This is a genomic window from Nocardia sp. NPDC019395 (assembly GCF_040632335.1).
In the GTDB taxonomy this organism is placed as follows: domain Bacteria; phylum Actinomycetota; class Actinomycetes; order Mycobacteriales; family Mycobacteriaceae; genus Nocardia.
This window is the reverse complement of sequence record NZ_JBEYBT010000003.1, coordinates 445537-468388: the sequence shown is the minus strand read 5'-3', so window position 1 is coordinate 468388 and position 22852 is coordinate 445537. Positions and strand designations below refer to the sequence as shown.

General features: G+C 68.3%; 23 protein-coding genes. 7 read left to right on the top strand and 16 right to left on the bottom strand.

All coding sequences use genetic code 11. The annotated features are described in order from the left end of the window. Nucleotides 1-6: 6 nt before the first annotated feature. Nucleotides 7-162 (top strand): hypothetical protein, encoded by a 156-nt coding sequence (locus ABZ827_RS13150; RefSeq protein WP_357236559.1) that lies wholly within the window; start codon nt 7-9, stop codon nt 160-162. Nucleotides 163-474: 312 nt separating this feature from the next. On the opposite strand, the gene ABZ827_RS13145 is transcribed toward ABZ827_RS13150, so the two are convergent. Next, nucleotides 475-1056 (bottom strand): XRE family transcriptional regulator, encoded by a 582-nt coding sequence (locus ABZ827_RS13145; protein WP_357236665.1) that lies wholly within the window; start codon nt 1054-1056, stop codon nt 475-477. A 67-nt stretch (nt 1057-1123) separates the two neighbouring features. On the opposite strand from ABZ827_RS13145, the gene ABZ827_RS13140 reads away from it, so the two are divergent. Genes ABZ827_RS13140 through ABZ827_RS13130 form a run of 3 tightly spaced genes read left to right on the top strand, consistent with a single transcriptional unit; the run spans nt 1124 to nt 3248 of the window. Then, nucleotides 1124-1804: an AzlC family ABC transporter permease gene (locus ABZ827_RS13140; RefSeq protein ID WP_357236557.1), complete on the top strand. Its 681-nt coding sequence runs from the start codon at nt 1124-1126 to the stop codon at nt 1802-1804. A gap of 11 nt (nt 1805-1815) precedes the next feature. After that, on the top strand, nt 1816-2139 hold the full coding sequence (locus tag ABZ827_RS13135) for an AzlD domain-containing protein (RefSeq protein WP_357236663.1): 324 nt from the start codon (nt 1816-1818) through the stop codon (nt 2137-2139). 44 nt (nt 2140-2183) lie between these two features. Continuing rightward, nucleotides 2184-3248, top strand: a complete 1065-nt coding sequence (locus ABZ827_RS13130; RefSeq protein ID WP_357236555.1) for a DMT family transporter — start codon at nt 2184-2186, stop codon at nt 3246-3248. 46 nt (nt 3249-3294) lie between these two features. Here ABZ827_RS13130 and ABZ827_RS13125 read toward each other — a convergent pair whose 3' ends face one another. From ABZ827_RS13125 to ABZ827_RS13100, 6 genes are all read right to left on the bottom strand, one after another. Beyond that, on the bottom strand, nt 3295-3786 hold the full coding sequence (locus tag ABZ827_RS13125) for a pyridoxamine 5'-phosphate oxidase family protein (protein WP_357236553.1): 492 nt from the start codon (nt 3784-3786) through the stop codon (nt 3295-3297). A gap of 114 nt (nt 3787-3900) precedes the next feature. Further along, nucleotides 3901-6768, bottom strand: a complete 2868-nt coding sequence (gene ppc, locus ABZ827_RS13120) for a phosphoenolpyruvate carboxylase (RefSeq protein WP_357236551.1) — start codon at nt 6766-6768, stop codon at nt 3901-3903. Nucleotides 6769-6898: 130 nt separating this feature from the next. Then, complete coding sequence (locus ABZ827_RS13115; protein WP_357236549.1) at nt 6899-7579, bottom strand: hypothetical protein; 681 nt, start codon at nt 7577-7579, stop codon at nt 6899-6901. 171 nt (nt 7580-7750) lie between these two features. Further along, the gene (locus tag ABZ827_RS13110) at nt 7751-8332 is read right to left on the bottom strand and encodes a GNAT family N-acetyltransferase (protein WP_357236547.1); all 582 of its coding nucleotides are present in this window, start codon (nt 8330-8332) and stop codon (nt 7751-7753) included. 333 nt (nt 8333-8665) lie between these two features. Then, complete coding sequence (locus ABZ827_RS13105) at nt 8666-9847, bottom strand: Cmx/CmrA family chloramphenicol efflux MFS transporter (RefSeq protein ID WP_357236545.1); 1182 nt, start codon at nt 9845-9847, stop codon at nt 8666-8668. Nucleotides 9848-10120: 273 nt separating this feature from the next. Continuing rightward, the gene (locus tag ABZ827_RS13100; RefSeq protein WP_357236543.1) at nt 10121-10477 is read right to left on the bottom strand and encodes a hypothetical protein; all 357 of its coding nucleotides are present in this window, start codon (nt 10475-10477) and stop codon (nt 10121-10123) included. A 239-nt stretch (nt 10478-10716) separates the two neighbouring features. Here ABZ827_RS13100 and mscL point away from each other — a divergent pair, with 239 nt between their 5' ends. Next, nucleotides 10717-11157 carry a large conductance mechanosensitive channel protein MscL gene (gene mscL / locus ABZ827_RS13095; protein ID WP_357236541.1) on the top strand — a complete coding sequence of 147 codons (441 nt, stop codon included), beginning with the start codon at nt 10717-10719 and terminating at the stop codon, nt 11155-11157. A gap of 21 nt (nt 11158-11178) precedes the next feature. Here mscL and ABZ827_RS13090 read toward each other — a convergent pair whose 3' ends face one another. From ABZ827_RS13090 to pheS, 4 genes are all read right to left on the bottom strand, one after another. Next, nucleotides 11179-12222, bottom strand: coding sequence for a hypothetical protein (locus ABZ827_RS13090; RefSeq protein ID WP_357236539.1), 1044 nt, complete (start codon nt 12220-12222; stop codon nt 11179-11181). 141 nt (nt 12223-12363) lie between these two features. After that, nucleotides 12364-12876 (bottom strand): hypothetical protein, encoded by a 513-nt coding sequence (locus tag ABZ827_RS13085; RefSeq protein ID WP_357236538.1) that lies wholly within the window; start codon nt 12874-12876, stop codon nt 12364-12366. A gap of 55 nt (nt 12877-12931) precedes the next feature. Further along, on the bottom strand, nt 12932-15433 hold the full coding sequence (gene pheT, locus ABZ827_RS13080) for a phenylalanine--tRNA ligase subunit beta (protein ID WP_357236536.1): 2502 nt from the start codon (nt 15431-15433) through the stop codon (nt 12932-12934). A 28-nt stretch (nt 15434-15461) separates the two neighbouring features. Further along, nucleotides 15462-16535, bottom strand: a complete 1074-nt coding sequence (gene pheS, locus ABZ827_RS13075) for a phenylalanine--tRNA ligase subunit alpha (RefSeq protein WP_357236534.1) — start codon at nt 16533-16535, stop codon at nt 15462-15464. Between the two features lie 168 nt (nt 16536-16703). Between pheS and ABZ827_RS13070 the strand changes: the two genes are divergently transcribed. Beyond that, entirely contained in the window at nt 16704-18002 is a 1299-nt protein-coding gene (locus ABZ827_RS13070) for a glycosyltransferase 87 family protein (protein WP_357236532.1), read from the top strand. A gap of 50 nt (nt 18003-18052) precedes the next feature. Here ABZ827_RS13070 and ABZ827_RS13065 read toward each other — a convergent pair whose 3' ends face one another. Further along, on the bottom strand, nt 18053-19504 hold the full coding sequence (locus tag ABZ827_RS13065; protein ID WP_357236530.1) for a DHA2 family efflux MFS transporter permease subunit: 1452 nt from the start codon (nt 19502-19504) through the stop codon (nt 18053-18055). 101 nt (nt 19505-19605) lie between these two features. On the opposite strand from ABZ827_RS13065, the gene ABZ827_RS13060 reads away from it, so the two are divergent. Then, nucleotides 19606-20172 carry a TetR family transcriptional regulator gene (locus tag ABZ827_RS13060; protein WP_357236529.1) on the top strand — a complete coding sequence of 189 codons (567 nt, stop codon included), beginning with the start codon at nt 19606-19608 and terminating at the stop codon, nt 20170-20172. Nucleotides 20173-20244: 72 nt separating this feature from the next. Here the strand turns inward: ABZ827_RS13060 and ABZ827_RS13055 are convergent, their stop codons facing one another. From ABZ827_RS13055 to infC, 4 genes are all read right to left on the bottom strand, one after another. Continuing rightward, nucleotides 20245-21072 carry an RNA methyltransferase gene (locus tag ABZ827_RS13055; protein ID WP_357236527.1) on the bottom strand — a complete coding sequence of 276 codons (828 nt, stop codon included), beginning with the start codon at nt 21070-21072 and terminating at the stop codon, nt 20245-20247. 232 nt (nt 21073-21304) lie between these two features. Continuing rightward, complete coding sequence (rplT, locus tag ABZ827_RS13050; protein ID WP_033245214.1) at nt 21305-21685, bottom strand: 50S ribosomal protein L20; 381 nt, start codon at nt 21683-21685, stop codon at nt 21305-21307. A gap of 113 nt (nt 21686-21798) precedes the next feature. After that, entirely contained in the window at nt 21799-21993 is a 195-nt protein-coding gene (gene rpmI, locus ABZ827_RS13045; RefSeq protein ID WP_033245213.1) for a 50S ribosomal protein L35, read from the bottom strand. 143 nt (nt 21994-22136) lie between these two features. Continuing rightward, nucleotides 22137-22778, bottom strand: a complete 642-nt coding sequence (gene infC, locus ABZ827_RS13040) for a translation initiation factor IF-3 (protein WP_063061346.1) — start codon at nt 22776-22778, stop codon at nt 22137-22139. Nucleotides 22779-22852 lie beyond the last annotated feature (74 nt).

Here is a 22852-nt window from a genome sequence, read left to right as displayed (position 1 = left end):
CGTGGCATGTGGTGGGCACACATAGCGCTGAGCGCGTTGGTCTTCGGCATGCTCGGCTCGATCGGATACACGATCCTCATCGCCTGGTCGATCGAGCGGGACGACGGCACGGACCGGACGCCACCCACGCTCGAGCGACTGCTCCGGCGGTTACATGAGTAGTCGGTACTTCCGGAGCTCCGGATGCGCGGTGTCGACCGACCGGTAACAGAAGGTTCCGGCCGCCTGGAATTCGATTCCGGAAAGCCGGGACCATGCCGCGCCGACCTGGCGGTGTCGATAGGGATTCAGGATCCCCACCTCGCTCGGAATCTGCTGCGCAGGAACGCTAACGGCGTCGGCACGCCCGCATGATGAAGGACACCCGGGACCGGTTCACGCTCCTGAAAAGCGAGCAGGCCCGACTCCTCAGCCGACGAAGCCGGCCGCGCCGCCCGCGTCCATGAGCGGGCGGCCGCCGTCGGGAGAACGAGGTCAGGTGTGGTCGGAGGCCAGCAGGGCGCGGGTTGCGGGCTCCTGGGCCTGGAAGATATGCGGCTGATCGGCGGGGTAGGTGACGAAGTCGCCGGGAAACAGCTCGACCGGGTCATCGGTGGGGCCGACCAGGGCGCGGCCCGAAGCGAGCAGGACGTGTTCGACGACTCCTGTGGCGTGGGGAGCCGAGTCGCGCGGTGAGCCGGGTTCGGCCTCGATGCGGTAAAGGTCGCGGCGGGCGCCCGGCGGGCAGGCCGACAGCAGGGTGGCGCGGTAATCGGCCTCGGACGAGGCGACAGTGGCGCCCTCGCCTGCCCTGATGACTTGCACAGGAGTCCTGGGCCGGTCGATAAGCTGGGAAAACGGTAGGTCCAGGGTGGTACACAGGGCCCACAGCGTCTCCAGGCTGGGGTTGCCCCGGCCCGACTCCAGCTGGGAGAGGGTTGACTTCGCGATGCCCGCACGCAGGGCGAGCTCGTTCAGGGACAGCCCCGCGAGCTCGCGTGCCCGCCGTAGGGCCACTGCGACGGCGTCCAGCGGAGCCTTCGGGGTGGGGCTTTCGCTCTTGCCTGCCTGTTCCATGGTGTTCGCTCCAGAAGTCAAACGTTCGAGTTGACGAACAGTGGTCGAGGTGTTCACTATATCAGCCATGCGTTCGTTCTGGAGAACACTGGACCGGGCGATGCTGCGGGACGTCGCGCCGGTGTGCCTGGCCGTGGGCGTAATCGGCCTCTCCTACGGAGCGATCGCCGCGGCCGCCGGCTTCCCCCTGTGGTTTCCCGTTGTACTCGGCCTGCTGGTGATGGCCGCCTCGTCGGAGTTCCTATTCATCGGGATCATCGCTGCCGGCGGCAGCCCGGTGGCGGCGGTCCTCGCCGGTCTGCTCGTCAATGCCCGGCATCTGCCTTTCGGGCTCTCCGTGCCTGATGTGCTCGGCCGTGGCCCCTGGCGGTTCCTGGGGATCCACCTCATGAACGATGAGACCATCGCCTTCGCCATGGCCGAGAAGGACGCCACTCGCGGACGTACTGCTTACTGGGCCTGTGGCCTCGGCGTTCTGGTGTGCTGGCCGATCGGTGCGACGGTCGGCGGCGTGGCCGGCACCGTCATCGGGGGCACCGACGCCTTCGGGCTCGACGCCATGTTTCCCGCCGTCCTGCTCGCCCTGATCCTCCCGGCCATGCGTGAGGCCGCCGACAAGCGCCGAGTCGCCCTCACCGGCGCGGTGATCACACTTGCCACCACCTCGTTCCTGCCCGCCGGCCTGCCCGTGCTGCTCGCTCTGGCCGGCCTGGCAGCGACCGCCGTGCCCGGAAAGGCCCTGCGATGAACACGTCCCTGATGCACAGCCCACACGTCCTATTCGCCTCGGCCCTCGTCCTGGCTGCCGGCACTTATGCGTTCCGCCTTGCGGGCCCGATGCTGCGCTCCCGCCTAACCTTTCCGCCTCACATGGAGCGGCTGATGGAAACGTCCGCGATCGTGCTGCTCGCCTCCCTCGTCGCCACCACCGGAATGATGGAGGGCCATGGCCTGGCCGGGGTGGCCAGGCCGGCGGGCGTGGCTATGGCGGGCGTGCTGGCCTGGCGCAAAGCCCCGTTCCTGGTGGTGGTGATCGGGGCCGCTGCGGTCACTGCGCTGTTGCGCCTGATCGGTGCCGACTGAAAACTGCCTGCCCGGGCGCTGCTGCAGCGTCGGGGCACAGAGACATGTCATGCCCTTCCGGTACGCGCTTGAAGTGCGCTGTCGTGTCGGGCAGCTCAAAGTACGAGAGAAAGGCGACCGTGAGTCGGCCGAAGGAATACACAGAGATACCCGGGGCTGCATCGTCCGCACGGGATGCGGCCCCCCGTGTACTCGCTGCGGCAGCCGTCACCGTGGTGTTGTGGGCATCGGCCTTCATTGCCATCCGCAGTTCTGCTTCGTACTTCGGCCCGGGCCCACTGGCCCTGGGGAGATTGCTGGTGGCCGCCGCTGCCCTTGGCGGGGTCCTCCTGGTGCGCCGTGAGGGATTCCCGCCGCGAGCAGCCTGGCCGGGGACCGTCGCTTCCGGCCTTCTGTGGTTCGCTGCATACATGTTCGCGCTGAACTGGGGGGAGCGCGAAGTGGACGCCGGTACGGCCGCAATGATCGTCAACGTTGGGCCGATCCTGATGGCGATCCTTGGGGGGTGGCTTCTCAAAGAGGGTTTTCCAGGCAAGCTGATGGCCGGCCTGGTGGTGTCGTTTGCCGGTGCTGTAGTGGTCGGCATCGCCACGTCCGGTGATGGTGGTTCATCCGCCCCCGGTGTGCTGCTGTGCCTGGCTGCGGCGATCACGTATGCCCTGGGTGTGGTGCTGCAGAAGCCCGCGCTGAACCACGCAAGTCCCCTTCAGGTGACGACGTTCGGTGCGCTCATCGGGGCTGTCGCCTGTCTGCCGTTCGCCGGTCAGTTGGTCTCCGAGGTGAGTCGGGCGCCCGCCTCGGCCACTCTGCAGGTGGTGTACCTGGGGGTATTCCCGACTGCTCTCGCGTTCACCACTTGGGCCTATGCCGTTTCCCGCACAACGGCCGGGAAGATGGGATCCACGACGTATGCGGTACCGGTCATCGTCGTTCTGATGTCCTGGCTCGTCCTCGATGAGGTGCCCGCTCCGCTGGCCCTGATCGGCGGCCTTCTGTGTCTGTGTGGAGTCGCGGTGTCCCGGATACCGGGCCGTTCCCCGCAGCAGCAGGACACCGCGCAGCGTCCGGTTCCCGCGCCTTCTGGCGAACGGGCACGGCCGGACCGCTGAGCAGTCCGGCGAGCCGATGAACTGTCCGCGCCGAGCCCGCCATCGGCTACCGCTTTTCCACTACTCGCTCCCCCTCGCCCGGTTTCCAGATGGTGATCTTCAGGGTGTCGTTGCCGACCTCCACCGAGGAGGCCGAGGTGAGGTCGGCGACGAAGAAGTGATCGAAAGTCTGGTCGCGCAGGTCCATACCGCTGTCCTCGTACAGGTACTGGGCGAAGCGGGAGTGCAGGGCGGTATCCGGATCGTCGACCACTACGCCGAAGAGTTTCGCGTCGCCTTCGGCGACCATTGTGTCGATCGTTGCCGTGTGGAGGCAGAAGCGCGGATCGCGCAGCAGGTCCAGGAATTTGGTCGTGCCCGGCATCCCGGCGATAACCAGCTTCTCCTCGAAAATCATCGGTTCCACCGGGCTGATCCGGGGGAAACCATCCGCGCGCAACGTACCGAGCATGCACAGGTTGCCGGTGGCGATATGGCGGCGGCGAAAGATCTGACTGATATGGGGCGCTTCCGCGGTGAATTCACTCCAGGTCGTCATAGAGCACGACGGTACGACGCGCCACCGACATCACCGGTCGCGACGGGCCGGGCGGTCGGCCTGTTTCCGTGCACGAGCCTTCCGGGCGCGGAGCGATTCCTGCCGCCGCCGCGATCAGCCCGAGTTTCGCAGGGCGGTGGCCAAGCCGTTCATGGTGAGCAGAATCCCGCGTTTGACCAGCTCGGAGTCGTCTCCGCTACGCAGTCGGCGCAGCAATTCCACCTGCATCTGATTAAGTGGCTCCAGATACGGGAACCGGTTCCGGATGGATTCGGCGAGCGACGGGTTGTCGGCCAGCAAGTGGTCGTTACCGGTGATGGCGGCGTGCATCGCCACTGTGCGGGCGTGTTCGGTTTCGATCATTCCGAAGATCCGCTCGCGCAGGTCCACATCTTCGACGAGTTCGGCGTACCGGGCGGCGATCGCGAGATCGCTTTTGGCCATCACCTGAGCGAGGTTCGACATGACGGTGCGGAAGAAAGGCCACCGCCGGTACAGATCCGACAGCCGGGCCAGCCGCTCCGGATCGGCGTCCACCCATTCCTCGAGTGCGGTACCGGTGCCGTACCAGCCGGGCAGCATGACCCGGGCCTGGCTCCACGACATCACCCACGGGATGGCCCGCAGATCCGATACCGAACTGGTGGGTTTGCGGGAGGCGGGGCGGCTGCCGATGTTCAGGTCACCCACCTCGGCGACCGGGGTCGATTGCCGGAAGTAGTCCACGAAACCCGGTGTCTCGTGCACCAACCGCGCGTAGGCGGCGCGGGCACGACCAGCGAGATCGTCCATGAGGGCGTAGGAGGGCTCGGCGTCGGCACCCAGGCCTTCGACGTCGAGCAGCGTCGATTCGAGCGTGCCCGCGATCAGCGATTCCAGGTTGCGATGCGCCGAACCATGTTCCGCGTATTTCGCGGCGATGATCTCGCCCTGTTCGGTGAGACGCAGCGATCCGCGCACCGCACCGGCGGGCTGGGCGAGGATGGCGTCGTAGCTGCGGCCACCACCCCGGCCCACCGTGCCACCGCGACCGTGGAAGAGCCGCAACCGGATTCCGTGTTCGTGGGCGAGTTCCACCAGCTCCAGCTCCGCGCGGTACAGCGCCCAGTTCGCGGCCAGGTATCCGCCGTCCTTGTTCGAATCGGAGTAGCCGAGCATCACTTCCTGCCGCATACCGCGGGACGCCACCAGCGCCCGGTATTCCGGCACCGCGAGCGCCGCAGCGAGGGTGGTGGCGCCGGCCGCGAGATCCTCGATCGTTTCGAACAGGGGCACGATGCCCGCCGGGCAGTAGGGTTCACTGTCGGCCGTGCCGGGATCCAGCAGGCCGCCCTCTTTGAGCAGTAGCGCGGCCTCGAGCAGATCGCTGACCGAGGTGCACATGGAGATGATGTAGTTGGGTACCGCCTCCGGGCCCAGCGCGGCCACCACCTCGGCCGCGGCCCGGATGATCCCCAGCTCTTTCGCGGCGAGTTCGCTCAACCGCGCGTGCGGGCCCAGCAGCGGGCGGCGGGTGCGCAGTTCGCCGGTGAGCAAGCGCACCCGATCCTCCTCGGGCAGGCTCGAATAATCCGGATGCACTCCGGACCAGGCGAGAAGTTCGGCAACGACCTGCTCATGCGTTTCGGAGTTCTGCCGCATATCCAGGCCCTGCAGATGGAACCCGAAGGTCTCCACGGTGTGGCGCAGTACCGCGAGGCGGTCGTCGGCCAGTAACCCGTCACCGCTCGCGCGCAACGAGGCGTCGACCGCGTCCAGATCGTCGAGAAGTTCCTGCGGCGTCGCATACGGCCGGACCCCGGCGGAATCGGTGTCCTCAGCGCCGAGTGCGATGAACTCCCGCATCCGGGAATCGATCGCCGCGACCGGATCCGCGGATACGGTCGCGGCGGATACCTGGCCGCCCTCGGTGTTGCCCGCGCCCAGCGCCGTCAGCGCACCGCGCGCGGTTGCGGTGAGCCGGGCCCGGATCCCGTAGACCGCCCGGCGGTACGGCTCATCGGCGAATGTCGCCGGATCCGGATAGCCGTCGTCGGCGAGCGCACGCAACTCCGGAGTCACCGGGACCAGCCGCGCCGACAACGCCAGCGTCTTCTCCACCTGAACCAGATCCCGCAGATACCGTCCGAACGCGACCCCCGCGGCCTGTCCGGACGCGGTCCGCACCACCTCCGCGGTGACATACGGGTTCCCGTCCCGGTCACCGCCGATCCACGACCCGGTACGCAGAATCGGCTTCGGTAACAAGGACTGCCCGGGCCAGCGCGACCACAGCGCCGCCCGCACATCCGCGTTGATCGCCGGGACGACATCGAGCAGCGTGAGCTCGTAGTACCGCAATCCGACCGCGATCTCGTCCTGGATCCGCAGCCGGGACAACCGGATGAGGGCGGTCCGCCACAGGGTCAGCACCTGGCGGCGGATCTCCAGGTCCAGCCGCGCCTGTTCGGACTCGGGTGCCCGCTGCCGCTGCCGCATCAGATCGGTGATCCGGGTCTGGGTGTCGAATACCGTGCGCCGCCGCGTCTCGGTGGGGTGTGCGGTGATCACCGGCGACACCAGTGCGTCGGACAGCAGATCGGCCACCCGCTCCCCCGGCACTCCCGCCGCGTCCAGCTTCCGGTAGGTCGCGGCCAGCGAGGAATCCTGCGGTGGCTCCCCCGCCGATTCATGGGCGGCGCGGCGGCGGTCGCGCTGGATATCCTCGGCCAGATTCGCCAGCAGCACGAAATAGCTGAACGCCCTGATCAACGGCAGCGCCACGCCGATCTCCACACCGGCCAGCATCTCGCCGACCGCACTGCGCCGGACCTCCTCCCGCCGGACCCGGAACGCTTCGACGCGGACCTTCTCGACGAGGTCGAACACCTCCGCCCCTTCGTGATCACGAATGGTGTCACCGAGGACGCCACCGAGGAACCGGATGTCCTCGCGAAGCGGCCGGGTCGCGTCGTTTCCATTACCGGTCTGCGCATCACCCATGGTCAGACAGTATGGTCGGCCGCCGGGTCCACGGCTGTGACGACGCACACGACCGCGCCGAACCTACGCGTGTCGGTTCCCCGCCGGGCGGCCGGTTCCGTCGTGAAGACCGGCGTGCCGCGCGCACCGCTCACGATTCGGACATCACCGCGGGCGCGGTCACCCGGCCGGCGCCCGACAGCCACACCGCGGTCGCGACCACGCCCCAGGCGAAGACGAGTTCGGCACAGTTGGTCAGCAGCATGGGCGGCATCGCGGCTGACACCGCCGTCATCGTCACCGTGGTCACCGTCCAGAGCCGGTAGCCGCGGACCCGCCACACCGCCGCGGCGGCGACCAGCACCACCACGACGGTGACCACCGGTGACAGCACGCCCGCCGGGGAGGCGTGCTCGGTCGTATAGCGCACGGCCCCGGCCCATTCCGCCGGCCGCAGGGTCAACCGGGTCAGCTCCCCGAACACACCCAGCAGGATCACGCCCAGCGTCGCCGCGCAGACGACCGCCCGCACCCACGCTTGCCGCACCCAGGCGACTCCGGCCAGCCCCGCGGCAGCCCGTGCCCACGGCATCAAGAGCGGAGTGAGAACCAGATGCGCCACGAACCGGAGAACCGACAGCGTCTCCAGGGCGTCGCCGGCGCCGATCCAGCGGCCGGCCGCGAGAATCGCGTTGTCGTACACCAGCGCCGCGCAGACGACAGCGGGCACGATGAGCATCCGGTCCCCGGTTCGCCGGTACCGCAATATGCACCAGCAGACCAGCGCCGATTGTCCGGCGGCGAGCACCGCGAAAAGTATCGAAGCCGGCACGGCGCACCTTCCCGGCCCGCGGCTGTCGCCGGACCGATGACATACCCTACTGCGGCCGCCCGGCACGGCGACGGTTCGGCCGGGCGAACAATCCCGTGACCCGGCCCGCGAATCGAGCGACCACTGAGGCCGGACCGAGCAGCCGCCACAGCACCGCCCTGAGCGCGAGTCCTACGCGAGGTAGACGTCGCGCCGGGCGAACCCGCGCGCGGGATCGGCAGTACCGGGGAAGCATGCGCCGCCGAGCTCCGCGGAGCCGAGGAGTTTCTCGAACCGGTAGCGCCCGCCACCGCGTTCGGCACCGCCCACCTCGATATAACCGGAGGCCCGGTAGAGGCTCCCCGCCTCGGGCTGCCGATCGCCCGTCGTCGCGAACGCCCGGCGATAGCCGAGGCGGATCATCATCGTCTCCAGTTCCGCGAGTACCCGGCTCGCCAGCCCACGACGGCGCTGCTCCCGGGCGGTCCAGACCCGCTTCAGCTCGGCCGTGGTGCGATCGGCCCGGCGGAAACCCCCACCGGCCAGCGGCTCCCCGTGTTCCACCAGCACCACCAGGCCCCCGGCCGGCGGGGTGAAATCGGCGGCCGGCCGGGCGCGCATCTGCTGGTGTATCGCACCGGCGGTGCCGCCGTACCGGGTGCTGTATTCGATGGCGAGTTCCACCGTGACGGCGGCCGCGAGCGGGTGGTCGGGCCGGACATGGTAGAGCCGCGGCCCCTGTGCTCGAAAATCGATTGCCGACGGTGTACTCACGCGCAGTCCTCCATCACCCCTGGCCATTGCGCCACACCACACGGCCACTCCGGATGGTCATTCGAGATTAGCGAACCGGACCTGCAGAAACACCGGTTCGAGTCGAGTGTCACCAAACTCTGGACACCGTTACGTCGCGTTTACACCATTCTGTGTTCACTACTCCGAAACCTGAATCGCGCGAGGCGCACCCGCGTCGCGCGCGATCCGGAAACCCGGTGCCGCTCCAGCACGAGACGGCGCGCCCAAGCCGGGGAAACCGGGTGTGGTTCACCCTGCCCGAGCGCAGGCGCCGGGTGGCCCGGACCACCCGGCGCGCGACCCGATCCACTGTTACCGCGGCACAGCCTCCGGTGGCCGCGGTTCGCTGATCAGAGCGGCGCGACAGCCCATCGCCGCCACCAGCGCGACCGCGACGAGCACACCGCTGCTCACCACCGGTCCGAGAGACCCGAGCGAAGTGGCGAAGGCGGCCGCAGCGACCGCCGGTCCCACCGCGGCACCGATATTCAGTGCGGCGGTCGCATAGGAACCGCCCATGGCCGGCGCCGCCGCGGCCTCGTACAGGACCCGCGTGATCAAGGTGCTGCCGAGCGCGAACGACAGGGCTCCCTGGACGAAGACGAGGACCAGCAAGACCGCGGGACGGTCCGCGGCGACCGCTGTCGCGAACCAGCCGGCGCACAGCAACGGCCCGGCCACCGCGACCACGACCCCGGGGCGGATGTCGGAGAGCCGTCCGGCGGCCGTCACCCCGGCGAAGGAACCGGCGCCGAAGAGCACCAGCGCCGCCGGCACCCACAGGTCACCCAGCCCGGCGGGCCCGGTCACCAGCGGAGCGAGGAAGGTGAAGGCACCGAACGTGGCGGCATTCACCAGGGCACCGAGCAGCATGGCGGCGATCAGCCGAGGACGGGCCAGCACCGCGAGTTCGGCGACGAGACCCGGCCCGCGCGTCCCCGAGTCCGCCGGACGCGCCGGAATCCCGGTGAGCACGCCGATCGCGGCGGGCACGCAGACGAGCGCCACCGCCCAGAAGGTGATGCGCCAGCCGAAGAACGCGCCCAGCAGAGCGCCGCCGGGAACCCCGGCGATGGTGGCCAGCGTGGTGCCCGAGAGCAGCACCGCCAGCGCCCGGCCCCGCTGTCCGGCCGGAACCAGCGCGGTGGCGGCGGTCAGCGCGACGGCGAGGAATCCCGCATTCGCGAAGGCCGCGATCGTCCGGGTCGCCACCAGGACCGGGAAGCTGGTCGTCATCGCCCCCGCGATATGCGCCGCCAGGAATACGAGCACGAATACCAGCAGGCTCGACCGCGCGGGCCGATTCCGGGCGAGAGCGGCCATCAGCGGTGCGCCGATAATCATTCCGACGGCGAAAGCTGAGGTCAGCAGGCTTGTCGCGGCGATATCCACGCCGAGATCCGCGGCAATATCCGGCACGAGACCGGACAGCATGAATTCCGATGTGCCCATGGCGAAAACCGCCACGGCAAGGAGATAGAGCGAAAAAGGCATCAGCAGGCTCCGAGGTGGGAGAGACAGGACAGAACGTCTCGTCACCCCGGTCAGCTGCCCGGAGGTCGACACTGCGCGGTGCCGGCGAACAGCGGGCACCGCTACGAAATCAAGGAGTTCAGGGACTGACGGGGGTGACCGGCAGCCCTGCTCTGGATGCCTCCGGGCTCGACATGGAACGCAGGCTACCAACTACCCGAGCGCACCACATCTCGATATTGCCCGCCTACCCCGCTCCACCGTCCGGCGGCAGCCCGGACGGCCCCGCGGCGGTCAGCCGAGGTCGTCCAGCCGGACCCGTACGGTGACCCGGCCCTTCTCGTCACGCTGTGCGGTCGCGTGACCGCGACGCTGCCCGTCCCGGAGATGCAGCAGGATCGGGGCGCCGTCGCCGAGGAAATTGCGCCACCAGTTCTTCTTATCGGGCATGGCGACGCCGATGACCAGTTCGCCGCCTTTGTTCAGGTAGTTGACCGGGGTACGGAACACCTGCCCGGAACGCCGGCCCACGTATTCGATCTCCACGAAGCCCTTGCCCAGCAGCGAGCCCACGACCGGAACCCCCAGCAGAGCCACCACCCCAGCATTGAAGCCGCGCACCGCGCGGCCCATCAGTGTCGTCGAACCCACGCCGTCCTCCTGCTCGTTTGCCCACGACACTAACGTGTTCCCGTGCTCGATGCCGGGACCGCCGAAGCGACGGCGCACCGCGGAGCAGCCCGGTGACGACCGGCAGGGTTTGCGTACCGCCGCCGCGGCTGCCACTATCACCTGCCGTGTAGTGCCGGGACCTGGGCAGCAACCGTCACCGTCGTCGACCGAGTCCCGGGCCGGTGGTGAAAATTTACGTCCGATACGGAGTTTGGTTGATGCTCAAGGGTTTCAAAGACTTTCTGATGCGCGGCAATGTTATCGATCTCGCCGTCGCCGTGGTGATGGGCACCGCGTTCACCGCGATCGTCAGTTCGGTGACCAAAGGCGTGGTGGAACCGCTGCTGGCGGTCCTGGGCGGTAACAGCCAGCTCGGTTTCGGTGTCACGCTGCTGGCGGGTAAACCCGCGACCTTCGTCGCCCTGGGGCCCATCATCAGCGCCGCCATCGATTTCGTGATGGTCGCGGCGGTGCTGTATTTCGCGCTCATCCTGCCCATGAAAACCGTGCAGAAACGGTATCTGGCGCGCAAGGGCGCCGATTCGGAGAAACCGGTACCGGCCGATACCGAACTGCTGATCGAGATCCGCGATCTCCTCGCCGCGCAGGCGGCCCGCGAGAATAAGGAATCCACGCGGGTTCATTCGCCGTCCGCATAACGCGACGGCGAGGACCTGCCGTTACGCCGGTACCGTCAGGATCTGCAGTACCTCGTCCGAGTAGTAGAACGGTTCGAGACGTTCCCGGAGCAGGCCTTCCAGCACCCCGTCGCGTTTCGCGGCGTCGACTACGGCGGGGCCGTACCGCAGGATCTCGGTGACGATGTCCTCGCCGCTCAGACCCAGTTCGCCGAGTACCGCGGCCAGGGTGTGGTCGCGGTATTTCTCGTGGAACACCTGCACGCATTCGTCCACGAGCAGGCCGAAGTACTCCTTCTCACGGGTGGTCACCGCGATCCGGTAGCAGAGCAGCACCAGATCGTTGAGGTCCTGTTTGGTGAGGTACTCGCGCAGACCGCTGATCGGTTCGTCGGCGTGCAGATCCCAGAACTCCATGGTGGCGTCGTGCACGGGGGCGTCGCGCAGCATTTCGCGGATCGCGTTGTTGGTGCGCTTGAGCGCGTACATGGCGCCTTTACCCGCCATATCGCCCAGGATGGTGTTGCTCTCGGCGGCCTTGCGGGCACGGTCGGCGGCGGACTGCCCGATCGACATCAGGGTGCCCATACCCGGGATCTTCTCTGCCCGCTGCCGGTTGGCCTCCACGAAATCACCGACCAGTTTGTCCACGAATTTCGAGGCCACGGTCGCCACGAGCGGACTGTCGGTGAGCCGTTCGAGAACCCGTTCCTGGGTCTGGTGCATATCGACGATCTTCTGCAGCAGCGCCTCGACGGGTTCGCGTTCGACGAGTTCGCCGAGCGTATGGTCCTCGTTGGCGGCGATACTGTCGTAGATCGCGTCCGCGAACACGCCGACCGTATCGGCGAGCACGGCACTACCGCCGACCTTGTCGACGAGGGTGGCCACGGTGGTTTCGAGCTGTTCGACCCCCACCACCTCTCCGGCGTCCACCGTGGCCGCCACATCCAGTACGGCCGCCACATCGCGGGCGACGACTTCGGCGAACCGGTCACCACTGACCTCGTCGAGCAGCCATCGCACCTGGGCGTCGAGCAGTCGGTCGGCGATAACGCGGGCGGCCGCGTCGGCACTTTCGTTCACAGATCCTCTTTACGGAGCGGGTTCATGCGGTAGGCGGAGGTATCGCACACAGGTCCTCCTTCGGATCGGGTTCATGCGATCGGCGGAGGCCGCAGCGAAGGCGGAAGTATCGCGTTGCTCCGGCGCGGGCCGGGGCAAGGGTCAGGACCCTTCGCCCTCATGGAGGGAGGTGCGAATCTGTGCCAGACGTTCCCGCGCGGCCTGTTCCCGCGCTTCCCACTGTTCCTCGGTACCGCGCCCGGCCGGGGTCTGCCGATCGAGCTGCCGGGCTCCGAACGCGGTGCCGATACGCCGCTCGACCTTATCGCGTAGCGAGCCGAACGTCGGCACACCGCCGGCGGTATAACCCCCTACGGTGCCGCCGGTGGCGGCAGGGTCACCGACTACCGCGCCGATACCACTGTCTACCTGCGACGATGATCCCAAATCGGCACTCGGCCCATAGCCGGGTGGCATATCGGTGCCCGGAATCACACCGGGGGCCGTACCGCTCTGCCCGGTTTCGGACAGCAGCCGGGTAGCCGCCTCGTACAGGGGCGCCAGGGTATCCCGGCCCGCCGTCGCGACGACCAGTACGGCCAGCAACTGTTCGTCGGGCAGGGCCGCCAACCGCGCGGCGAGCGCGCCCGGATCGCCTGCGCTCGGTTCACTCATGTGACCAGCCTACGACGTCCGGTCCGCCCGTTCGGACGGACCGGAAGCCTGTTCTCTAGGAACGGATCACCGCGCCCACCGCGTCGGACGCAGCAGCCACCGCGGCGTCGCGGGCAGTACTGGCCTCGTCCTCGGTGAGGGTGCGGTCGGCCGCCCGGAATCGCAGCGCGTAGGTGAACGATTTGCGGCCTTCCCCGGCCTGCGCGCCTTCGTAGACATCGAACAGCGCGATGTCCTCGAGCAGTTCGCCACCACCGGACCGCAGCGCCGTCTCGACCTCCGCCGCCGGGACCTCCGCGGGCACAGTGACCGAGACGTCCTGCAGGACGGCGGGGAACGGGGAAATGACCGGCGCCGGCCGGGTCTCGACCAGCGGCAGCGCGTCCAGGTCGAGTTCCACGGCGCAGGTACGCGGCGGCAGTCCGGATCGTTCCAGCACACCGGGATGCAGTTCGCCCGCGAACCCGACCACCGCACCGTCGACCACCAGTTCCGCGCAGCGCCCGGGATGCCAGGGCAGGTGCTTACCGGGGCGGCGCTCGATCCGGACCCCGGCGGCCTCGGCGATCACATCGGCGAGGGCGAAGGCATCGGCGGCGTCGGCGGCCCGGCCCGGCCCCCACGGCCCCCTCGGTTCCCGGCGGCCGGTCAGCACCAGCGCCACATGCTGCGGTTGTTCCGGCAGCGAATCCAGCAGTTCGGTGATCTCACCGTCGGTCGGGCGACGGTCCACCGGCAGGGGTTGCACCGGTTTCGTATCCGGCCCGGGCAGGACCACCTGGGCGATCCCGTAGAGCGCGAGGTCCCGGGCGCCGCGGGAGATATTGCGGCCGGCCACCTCGAGCAATCCCGGCAGCAGTGTCGTGGCCAATTCCGCGCGTTCGACGTCCAGCGGGTTCAGCACCCGGGTGGTGGTCCGGCGCGGATCGTCGGCCTCCAGACCCCAGGTGTCGAACACATCGGCGGGCAGGAATACCGGGGGCAGCACCTCGACGCATCCGGCGAAGGCCAGCGCCCGGCTCACCGCCCGGCGGCGCCGCTGTACGGCGGTCAGGCCGCGTCCGGCCGGGGCTTGCGGAAGCACCAGCGGAATCTGCTCGAGCCCCTCGAGGCGCAGCACCTCTTCCACCAGATCGGCCGGCTGGGCCAGATCCGGCCGCCAGCTCGGCGGGGTCACCACCAGCTGACCGTGACCGCTGGCCTCGTCCACACCGACCTCGACATGGCACCCGATCTGGGTGAGCCGGCGCGCGGAAGTCCCCGGCGGGTAGTGGACACCGGCCACCCGGTCGGGCAGATCGATATCGATACGGATCGGTTCCGGCGGTTCCAGTTCGCCGCGCACATCGGTCAGGGCCGGTTCGACCGTACCGCCGGCGATCTCGGCGAGCAGGGTCGCGGCGCGGTCCAGCGCGGCGAGATTGATTTCCGGATCCACCACCCGCTCGTAGCGTTTACTCGCCTCCGAGACGAGTTTGTGCCGGCGCGCGGTGCGGTAGATGAGCAGCGGGTCCCAGGTGGCGGCCTCGAGCACCACATCGGTGGTTTCGGCGCCCACCTCGGTGGACGCGCCACCCATCACACCGGCCAGCGAGACGACCCCCGTATCGTCGGCGATCACCACATCCTCGGCGTCGAGTTCACGTTCGCTGTCGTCCAGGGTGCGCAGCTTCTCGCCGGACTGTGCCCGGCGCACCACCAGACCACCGGCGAGTTTCGCGGCATCGAACGCGTGCAGTGGCTGGCCGAGTTCGAGCATCACGTAGTTGGTCACATCGACCGCCGGTGAGATGGGCCGGACACCCGCCAGCAGCAGGCGCCGCTGCAGCCACCACGGACTCACGGCTTCCGGGTCGATACCGGTGACCCGGCGGACGCCGAACCGCGTGCAACGCGATTCCGGCTCCACCCGCACCGGCCACGCCTCGGGGCCCTCCGGCAGCGTACGCACGGCGGGGTCGGCGTATTCGAGATCGAATCCGCAGGCCAGTTCCCGTGCCAGCCCGCGCACCGAGAAGCAGTAGCCGCGATCGGGCGTGATGTTCAGCTCGATAACGGTGTCGTCGAGGCCGAGCAGTTCGTTGGCGTCGGTGCCGGGTTCGGCGGTACCGGGTTCCAGCACCAGGATCCCCGAATGGTCCTTGCCGATACCCAGTTCGGCGACCGAGCAGATCATGCCGTTGGAGATATGGCCGTAGGTTTTACGCGAGGAGATGGCGAAACCACCCGGTAGCACACCGCCGGGCAGGACCACGACCACCAGATCGCCGACCGCGAAATTGGTCGCTCCGCAGACGATCTCCTGGAGTTCGGACGCTCCGATATCCACCTTGCAGAATCGGATGGGTTTTTTGAACTCTGTGAGTTCGGTGATCTCGGCGACCCGGCCGACCACCAGCGGATGCTCGATCTCGCCGCCCACCCGTTCGAGCCGGTCGACCTCCTCGACCTCGAGGCCGACCCGGACGAATCCGGCGTCGAGTTCCTCCGGTGTGACCGTCCACTCGGGAACGGTGCGGCGGATCGTTTCGGTCAGCCAGGACTGCGCTACTCGCACTGTGACGTTCGCTCTCTCGCTCGGAAAATCAGGACCGGATACCGAAGGGCAGGGTGAAGCGCACATCACCCTCCACGATGTCGCGCATATCGGGGAGGCCGTTGCGGAACTGCAGCGTGCGCTCCAGCCCCATCCCGAACGCGAATCCGCTGTATTCGTCGGGGTCGATACCGCTGGCGATCAGCACCTTCGGATTGACCATGCCGCAGCCGCCCCATTCGACCCAGCCGGCGCCACCCTTCTTGTCCGGGAACCACACATCCACCTCGGCCGAGGGTTCGGTGAACGGGAAATAGTTCGGCCGGATCCGGGTGGTGGTGTCGGGGCCGAACAGCGCCCGCGCGAACGCGTCGAGGGTGCCGCGCAGATGCGCCATGGTCAGGCCCTTGTCGATGGCGAGGCCCTCGACCTGGGAGAAGACCGGCGTATGGGTGGCGTCCAGTTCGTCGGTGCGGAAGGTGCGGCCGGGGCACACCACGTAGATCGGCAGCTCACGTTCCAGCATCGACCGCACCTGCACCGGCGAGGTGTGGGTGCGCAGCACCTGCCGCGAACCGGCCGGCGCGATATGGAAGGTGTCCTGCATGGTGCGGGCCGGGTGGTCGGGCAGGAAGTTGAGCGCGTCGAAGTTGAAATGCTCGGTCTCCACTTCGGGGCCCTCCGCGACCTCCCAGCCCATCGCGACGAAGACATCGGCGACCTGCTCGGAGATCACGGTGATCGGATGCCGGGCGCCGACGGGCCCGCGATCGGCCGGCAGTGTGACATCGATCGCCTCGGCGACCAGAACCGCCGCGTCACGTTCGGCGAGCAGGGTGCGCTGCCGTTCCTCGAAGGCCCGGGACACCCGGCCCCGCGCGATGTTGACGCGTTTACCGGCATCGGCTTTCTCTGCCTTCGGCAGGCTGCCCAGCGAGCGCTGCGCCAGCGCGATCGCCGATCGGCCGCCCATATGCTCGGTTTTGGCGGCGGCGAGGGTGTCCAGGTCGGCGGCGGCCGCGAAGGCTTTTTCGGCGGCCGCGGCCGCGGCGGCCAGGGCTTCCTCGGTGAGCGCGGATTCCTGCCCGCCGGTCGCTGCGCCTGCGTCGGTGTCGTCGGCCACGGTCTACTCGTCTCTCCCCTAGGCATTGTGAGCGGACCCCGGTAGGCTCCGGCGCCCGTATTGCTGCTGGTGGAATCGTATTCGATGGCCGATGTCCGGTTCACGGCGATATCCCTCGCCGATCACTGCCCGGTGCGCGGACACCTCGAACCGGTAAAGTCCTCTCCGATGACGAACGCCCCGACCCACACCGAGACGCTCGCCGGACGTGCCCGCCAGCAGGCGATCTGGCTGCTACCGCTGCTAGCGATCCTCGTGACGTGGGTATGTATGTCTCTACCCATGAACCCGTTCCGCGCGATCAGCGGGGAGTACATCGATCTCGAGGTGTACCGGCTCGGGGTCGAGGAGTGGAGAGCCGGCGGCGACCTCTACGGGCAGCTTCCCGAGACGGCCGCCGATATCAGCCTGCCGTTCATCTACCCGCCGTTCGCGGCGCTGGCGCTCGGTATCTACGCACTGCTGCCGTGGACGATAACGGTGGTCGCCTATCTGGCGGTCTCGGTGGGCGCACTGGCCATGACGCTGTACCTGGTGGCCCGGCAGCTCTGGCCCGGCCAGGACCAGCGCAAACTCGCGACGGTGGTCTGCGCGACAGCCACTCCGCTGGCGCTGTTGCTGGAACCGGTCTGGTCGACCCTGGACTTCGGCCAGGTCAACCTGATTCTGATGGGCCTGGTCGCGGCCGATTGCCTGACCCGCAATCCGCGCTGGCCGCGCGGCATGCTGATCGGGATCGCGGCCGCGATCAAACTCACTCCCGCCGCGTTCGTGCTGTTCTTCCTGATCCGCAAGGACTACAAGGCCGCGATGACCGCCGCGGTCAGCGGGGCGGTGGCGACAATCATCGGCTTCGCGGTGATGCCCGACGAATCGGTGCGGTACTGGTTCGGCGGCTTCGGCAATGTCGGCGGACTGAGCGGGTCGGAGTTCCAGACCAACCAGTCCATCCAAGCCGTCCTGGCCCGCTTCGAGATCACCGGCACCCTGGCCACGGCACTGTGGCTGCTGGCCGCGGCGGCGCTGGTGGCGCTGGCCGTGGTCACCATCCGGCGCACCGGCGCACCGCCGATGATCGCGCTCGCCGTGAACGCGGTGGTCGCCCTGCTGGTATCGCCGATCTCCTGGTCGCACCACTGGGTGTGGGTGGCGCCGACGCTGCTGGCGATGGTCGGGTACGCCACCACCCGCCCCTGGCAGCAGGCGCGCGGCTGGTACGCGGCGGCAGCCGCCACCGCGGTGGTGTACGTACTCGGCGAACACAACAATGTGCCCGGTAACGACGGGCGGGAACTCGACTGGACCGCGTGGGAGAAGCTGATCGGCAACGGGTACGTCTGGTTCAGCGTGCTGCTCGTCGTGCTGTACGCGTGCACCGCGGGACGACGGTCGCGCGGCAGTCTCCCTGAGCCGATCCCGGCCGAGGCCGCCGCCGACGAGCCTCTGGTCGCGGTCCCGGAACGCTGATCGGCGGCCCGCTCCCGAGCGGGCCGCCGATCTCCGGAGTCACAGTGTCATCACCCGCGCGGGGCCCGGCCCGGTAGGAGTACCGCGGTCAATGCCCCGGCCGCCACGATCGCCGCGCCCACCCATACGGCGGGCACCAGGCCGTCGACATAACCCTGCGGGTCGGTATAGGCGCCGTACGAGGCGAAGACCGAGGCCAGCACGGCTATACCCATGGCCACCCCGATTTCGCGCACGGTGTTGTTGGTCCCCGACGCCACGGATCGGTCTTCCTCCGGCACGGCGGCCATCACCACGGTCGCCAGCGGAGCGAAGGTCAGTCCCATGCCGATACCGGCGAGCAGCAGCGGGGCGACGAAGGAGCTGTAGCCGACGTCCACGGTGGTCACTGCGGCAATCCAGGCCAGTGCCGCGGCCAGCAGCACCTGCCCGGTCACAAGGAGGATCCGGCCACCGACCCGATCGATCACCAGCCCAGCGAGCGGCGCCACGACCATCGGCGCCATGGTCCACGGCATGGTGCGGATACCGGATTCCAGCGGACTGTAGCCCTGCACCACCTGGAAATACTGGGCGAGCAGGAAGATCGATCCGAATACCCCGACCGAGAACGCGAAGGCCACGACATTCGCCACGCTGAAAGCGCGCACCCGGAACAATCGCGGGGCGAGCATAGGGGCGGCCGCACGGTTTTCCCAGGCGATCAGCGCGGCCAGCAGTACCGCCCCGGCGATCAGCGCGCCCAGCACACCGCGTGAGCTCCAGCCGTCGTCGGCACCGTGCACGATCCCCCAGACGATCGCGACCACCCCGGCCGAGGCCAGGATCAGACCGGCCGGGTCCAGCCGGCCCGCTCCCCCACGCGATTCCCGCAGCGCCCAGGCGACCAGCGGCAGTACCAGGATCCCGATCGGCACATTCACCCAGAAGATCCACTGCCAGCTCAAACCGTCGACCACCGCCCCGCCGAGCAGGGGCCCCAGGGCGACTCCGAGTCCGGCGATCCCGCCCCAGATCCCGATGGCCGCGCTACGCAGGCGTTCCGGAACGGCGTCCGAGAGCAGGGTGAGCGATAGCGGCATCACCGCCGCGCCACCGAGGCCCTGCACCACCCGGGCGGCGATCAGCAGGCTCGGATCGGTCGCCAGCGCGCAGAGGGCCGAGGCGAGGGTGAACAGCGCGATACCGGCGAGGAACACGCGGCGCCGGCCCAGCCGGTCGCCGAGCGCGGACGCGGTGAGCAGCAGCGCCGCGAAGGAGAGTGTGTAGGCGTTGACGAACCATTGCAGATCGCTGAGCGAGGCGCCCAGTTCGGTGCGGATCACCGGGAGCGCATTGGTCACCACCAAGTTGTCCAGGGTGACCATGAACATCGGAATCCCGACAGCCGCCAGAACGGCGGCCAGGGGCCGGTGCCGGATCGCGGTACCGCGATCCGGCTCAGCGGGGCTCATGGTGGGGTCGGGGGTGACGACCGGGGGCGAAATCAGTGATTCGGTCATTTCCAGTCCTTGTTGTAATTGACTGATAACTATGTCACCGCCAACGGTATGCATCGACTGATAACATGTCAACAGCCCGCGAAGAACCACCGAGGAGGACCATGCCGGAATCGAGCAGGACCAGGATGACCGCCGGGGAACGCGGCGCACAGGTATTGGAAGCCGCGGTGTCCGCTTTCGCCGAAACCGGCTACGCGGCCACCCGCACCGATGAGATCGCCCGTCGCGCGGGCGTCTCACAGCCGTACGTCATCCGCCTCTTCGGCTCCAAACAACGGCTCTTCCTGGCCGCGGTCGGACAGGTCTGCGATCGCATCGAAGAGGTGTTCACCGAGGCCGCCGCGAATGCCGGCTCAGCAGAACCTCTCGACGCACTCTCGCAGGCATACGATCAATTCCTCGCCGAACGCAACCTCCTGCAGGTGCTACTGCACGCGTTCGCGGCCGCGGGCGACCCCGATATCGGCCCGGTCATCCGTGACCGGTACGGCCGCATCTACCGGCTGATCCGCGAACTCACCGGCGCCCCGATCGCCGATGCCCGGCGGTTCCTATCGACCGGCATGCTCCTCACCGTCATGGCCGCACTGCGCGTCACCGGGCCGGAGGCGATCGCCGCCGACTGGGCCGACGAGATGCTCACCGAGTTGTACGAACACGGCATGTGAACACCGCGGACCGCGAGATTCGGGCGTGCGCACCGCGCGGACCGGCCCGGTTACCGTGAGCCCACACACCGGCTATCGGTTTGCGTGCCGCACACGCGAATTCGAGTAGAGGCAGATCGCGGCGGCGGCGGCGAGGTTCAGGCTTTCCGCCCGGCCCCGGATCGGAATACGGACCCGATAACGGGCACGCCGCGCCGCCTCCGGGTCGAGTCCGTGCGCCTCGTTGCCGAACAACCAGGCGACCGGTCGAGTGAAGAGTTCGTCGGCCTCGTCGAGATCGAGCTCGCCATCGGCGGCAGTCGCCACTGTGGCGATTCCCGCGGCTTCGATACGGTCGAGCACCCCGTGGGTATCGCGATCGCGGGCGATGGGGACGTGGAAGAGGCTGCCCGCACACGATCGCACACATTTGCCGTTGTGCGGGTCGACACTGTCACCGGCCAGCACCACGGCGTCCGCACCCACCGCGTCGGCCACCCGGATGAGCGTTCCCGCGTTCCCGGGATCCGCGATACCGACAGGTACCGCCAAGATCCGCGGTACCTCGCCGCCGGGATCCGCCGGCACGATCCGTTCGAGCGGCACATCGACCAGATCACAGACGGCCACCAGACCGGGCGGTGTGACGGTCTCCCCCAGCGCCGCCGCGGCCCGATCGGTGACGAGTGTGGTGCGCACTCCGGCTGCCACGGCGCCGGATATCAGCGCATGCTCCCGGGCGGCACCCTCGGCGGAGAAGAAGAGTTCGTTCACCCGCCCGGTGTCCAACGCGGCGCCCACGGAGTTGGCGCCTTCGGCCAGGAACCGCCCGGCCTTCTTCCGCGCCGCACCCCGATGCAGCTTCGCGGCGGCAACGACGCGAGAATTGCGCCAGTCGATGGCTTCCTGTTGACCACGCACCCGTAGATCGTAGTGCGCGGCCGGACCGCACTCCCGAACGCGCGGGCCGAACGGCCCCGCTCCGAGCCCGCCGCACACCGGCAGAGACCGGCCCTGGCGGGTACAGCACCGCTACGCCCAGTGGCCGGCCGAGCACGTCTCCGGATCTCCACAAAGCAGGAAGGCCCCCTCCTGGAGGAGGGGGCCTTCCTGCTACGGAGACCGGACGAGATACCCGGTTCCGGGGTACGACTCAGGCAGCCGGGGCGTTGACGTCCGCGGGCAGTGCGGCCTTGGCGACGGCGACCAGGCCGGCGAATGCCTCGGCGTCGGAGACGGCCAGTTCGGCGAGGTTCTTACGGTCGACCTCGACACCGGCGGCCTTCAGGCCCTGCACGAAGCGGTTGTAGGTGATGTCGTTCGCGCGGGCCGCGGCGTTGATGCGCGCGATCCACAGCTTACGGAAATCACCCTTGCGCGCCCGGCGGTCCCGGTAGGCGTAGGTGAGCGAGTGCAGCTGCTGTTCCTTGGCCTTGCGGTACAGACGCGAGCGCTGCCCGCGATAGCCCTTGGAGGCCTCGAGGATGGAACGGCGCTTCTTCTGAGCGTTGACGGCCCTTTTGACGCGTGCCACTGGTCAGTCCTAATCGATCTTGGGGGTGCCCGGTCGAGCGCACCCGAGTGGGTCGGTTCTTCGGCGTCCGGTCGCGCAGGCGGTGCCGGACGGTATCTGTCCCGGAAAGGGGATCAGATACCCAGCAGCTTCTTCACCCGGCGGACGTCGGCGGGGGCGACGGCCTCGGTGCCTTCCAGACGACGAGTCCGGCGGGAGGACTTGTACTCGAACAGGTGCCGGCGGTTGGCCTGCTGACGGCGCAGCTTGCCCTTACCGGTCACCTTGAAACGCTTCGAAGCGCCGCTGTGGCTCTTCATCTTCGGCATGGCAACCTCAATCTGTGTCGTGCCCGCGCAGGGGCGGACCAGGTGTACTGATCAGCGTTATTGCAGGCTCGACGCAATAGCGCTGCGGCGTGCGCCGCGGTTATGTGCGGCTCGACGCCGCAGTGTGCACGGCTACGCCGTTGTTATTGCGCGACCGGCCGACCGGCATTCGGGGCCGCGCCGGGCTGCGACCGGACCGAATCCTCGGCGGCCTTGGCCCGCGTCTTCGCACCCTTGTGCGGGGCGAGGACCATCGTCATGTTGCGGCCGTCCTGCTTGGCCGAGGTCTCGACGAAACCCAATTCCGCCACATCGGAAGCCAGCCGCTGCAGCAGCCGGAAACCGAGTTCGGGCCGGGACTGTTCGCGCCCCCGGAACATGATGGTGACCTTGACCTTCGACCCGGCTTCCAGGAACCGCACCACATTGCGCTTCTTGGTCTCGTAGTCGTGATCGTCGATCTTGGGCCGCAGCTTCTGTTCCTTGATCACGGTCTGGACCTGGTTCTTCCGGGACTCGCGCGCTTTCTGCGCGGTCTCGTACTTGAACTTGCCGTAGTCCATGATCTTGCAGACCGGCGGACGTGCGTCCGGCGCGACCTCTACGAGGTCGAGGTCTGCCTCCAGGGCGACGCGTAGTGCATCTTCAACACGCACGATCCCAACCTGTTCACCACCGGGACCGATGAGCCGGACCTCGGGAACACGGATGCGATCGTTGATGCGGGTCTCAGTGCTGATGGGGCCTCCTAGGTCTAGCGGTGTCGTTCGACGACCGCTCGAAATGAACCCCTTGTTCAACACAAAAGCCTCGTCACGGTATTTCACCGTCACGAGGCCCGATGTCGACCGGCCCACGC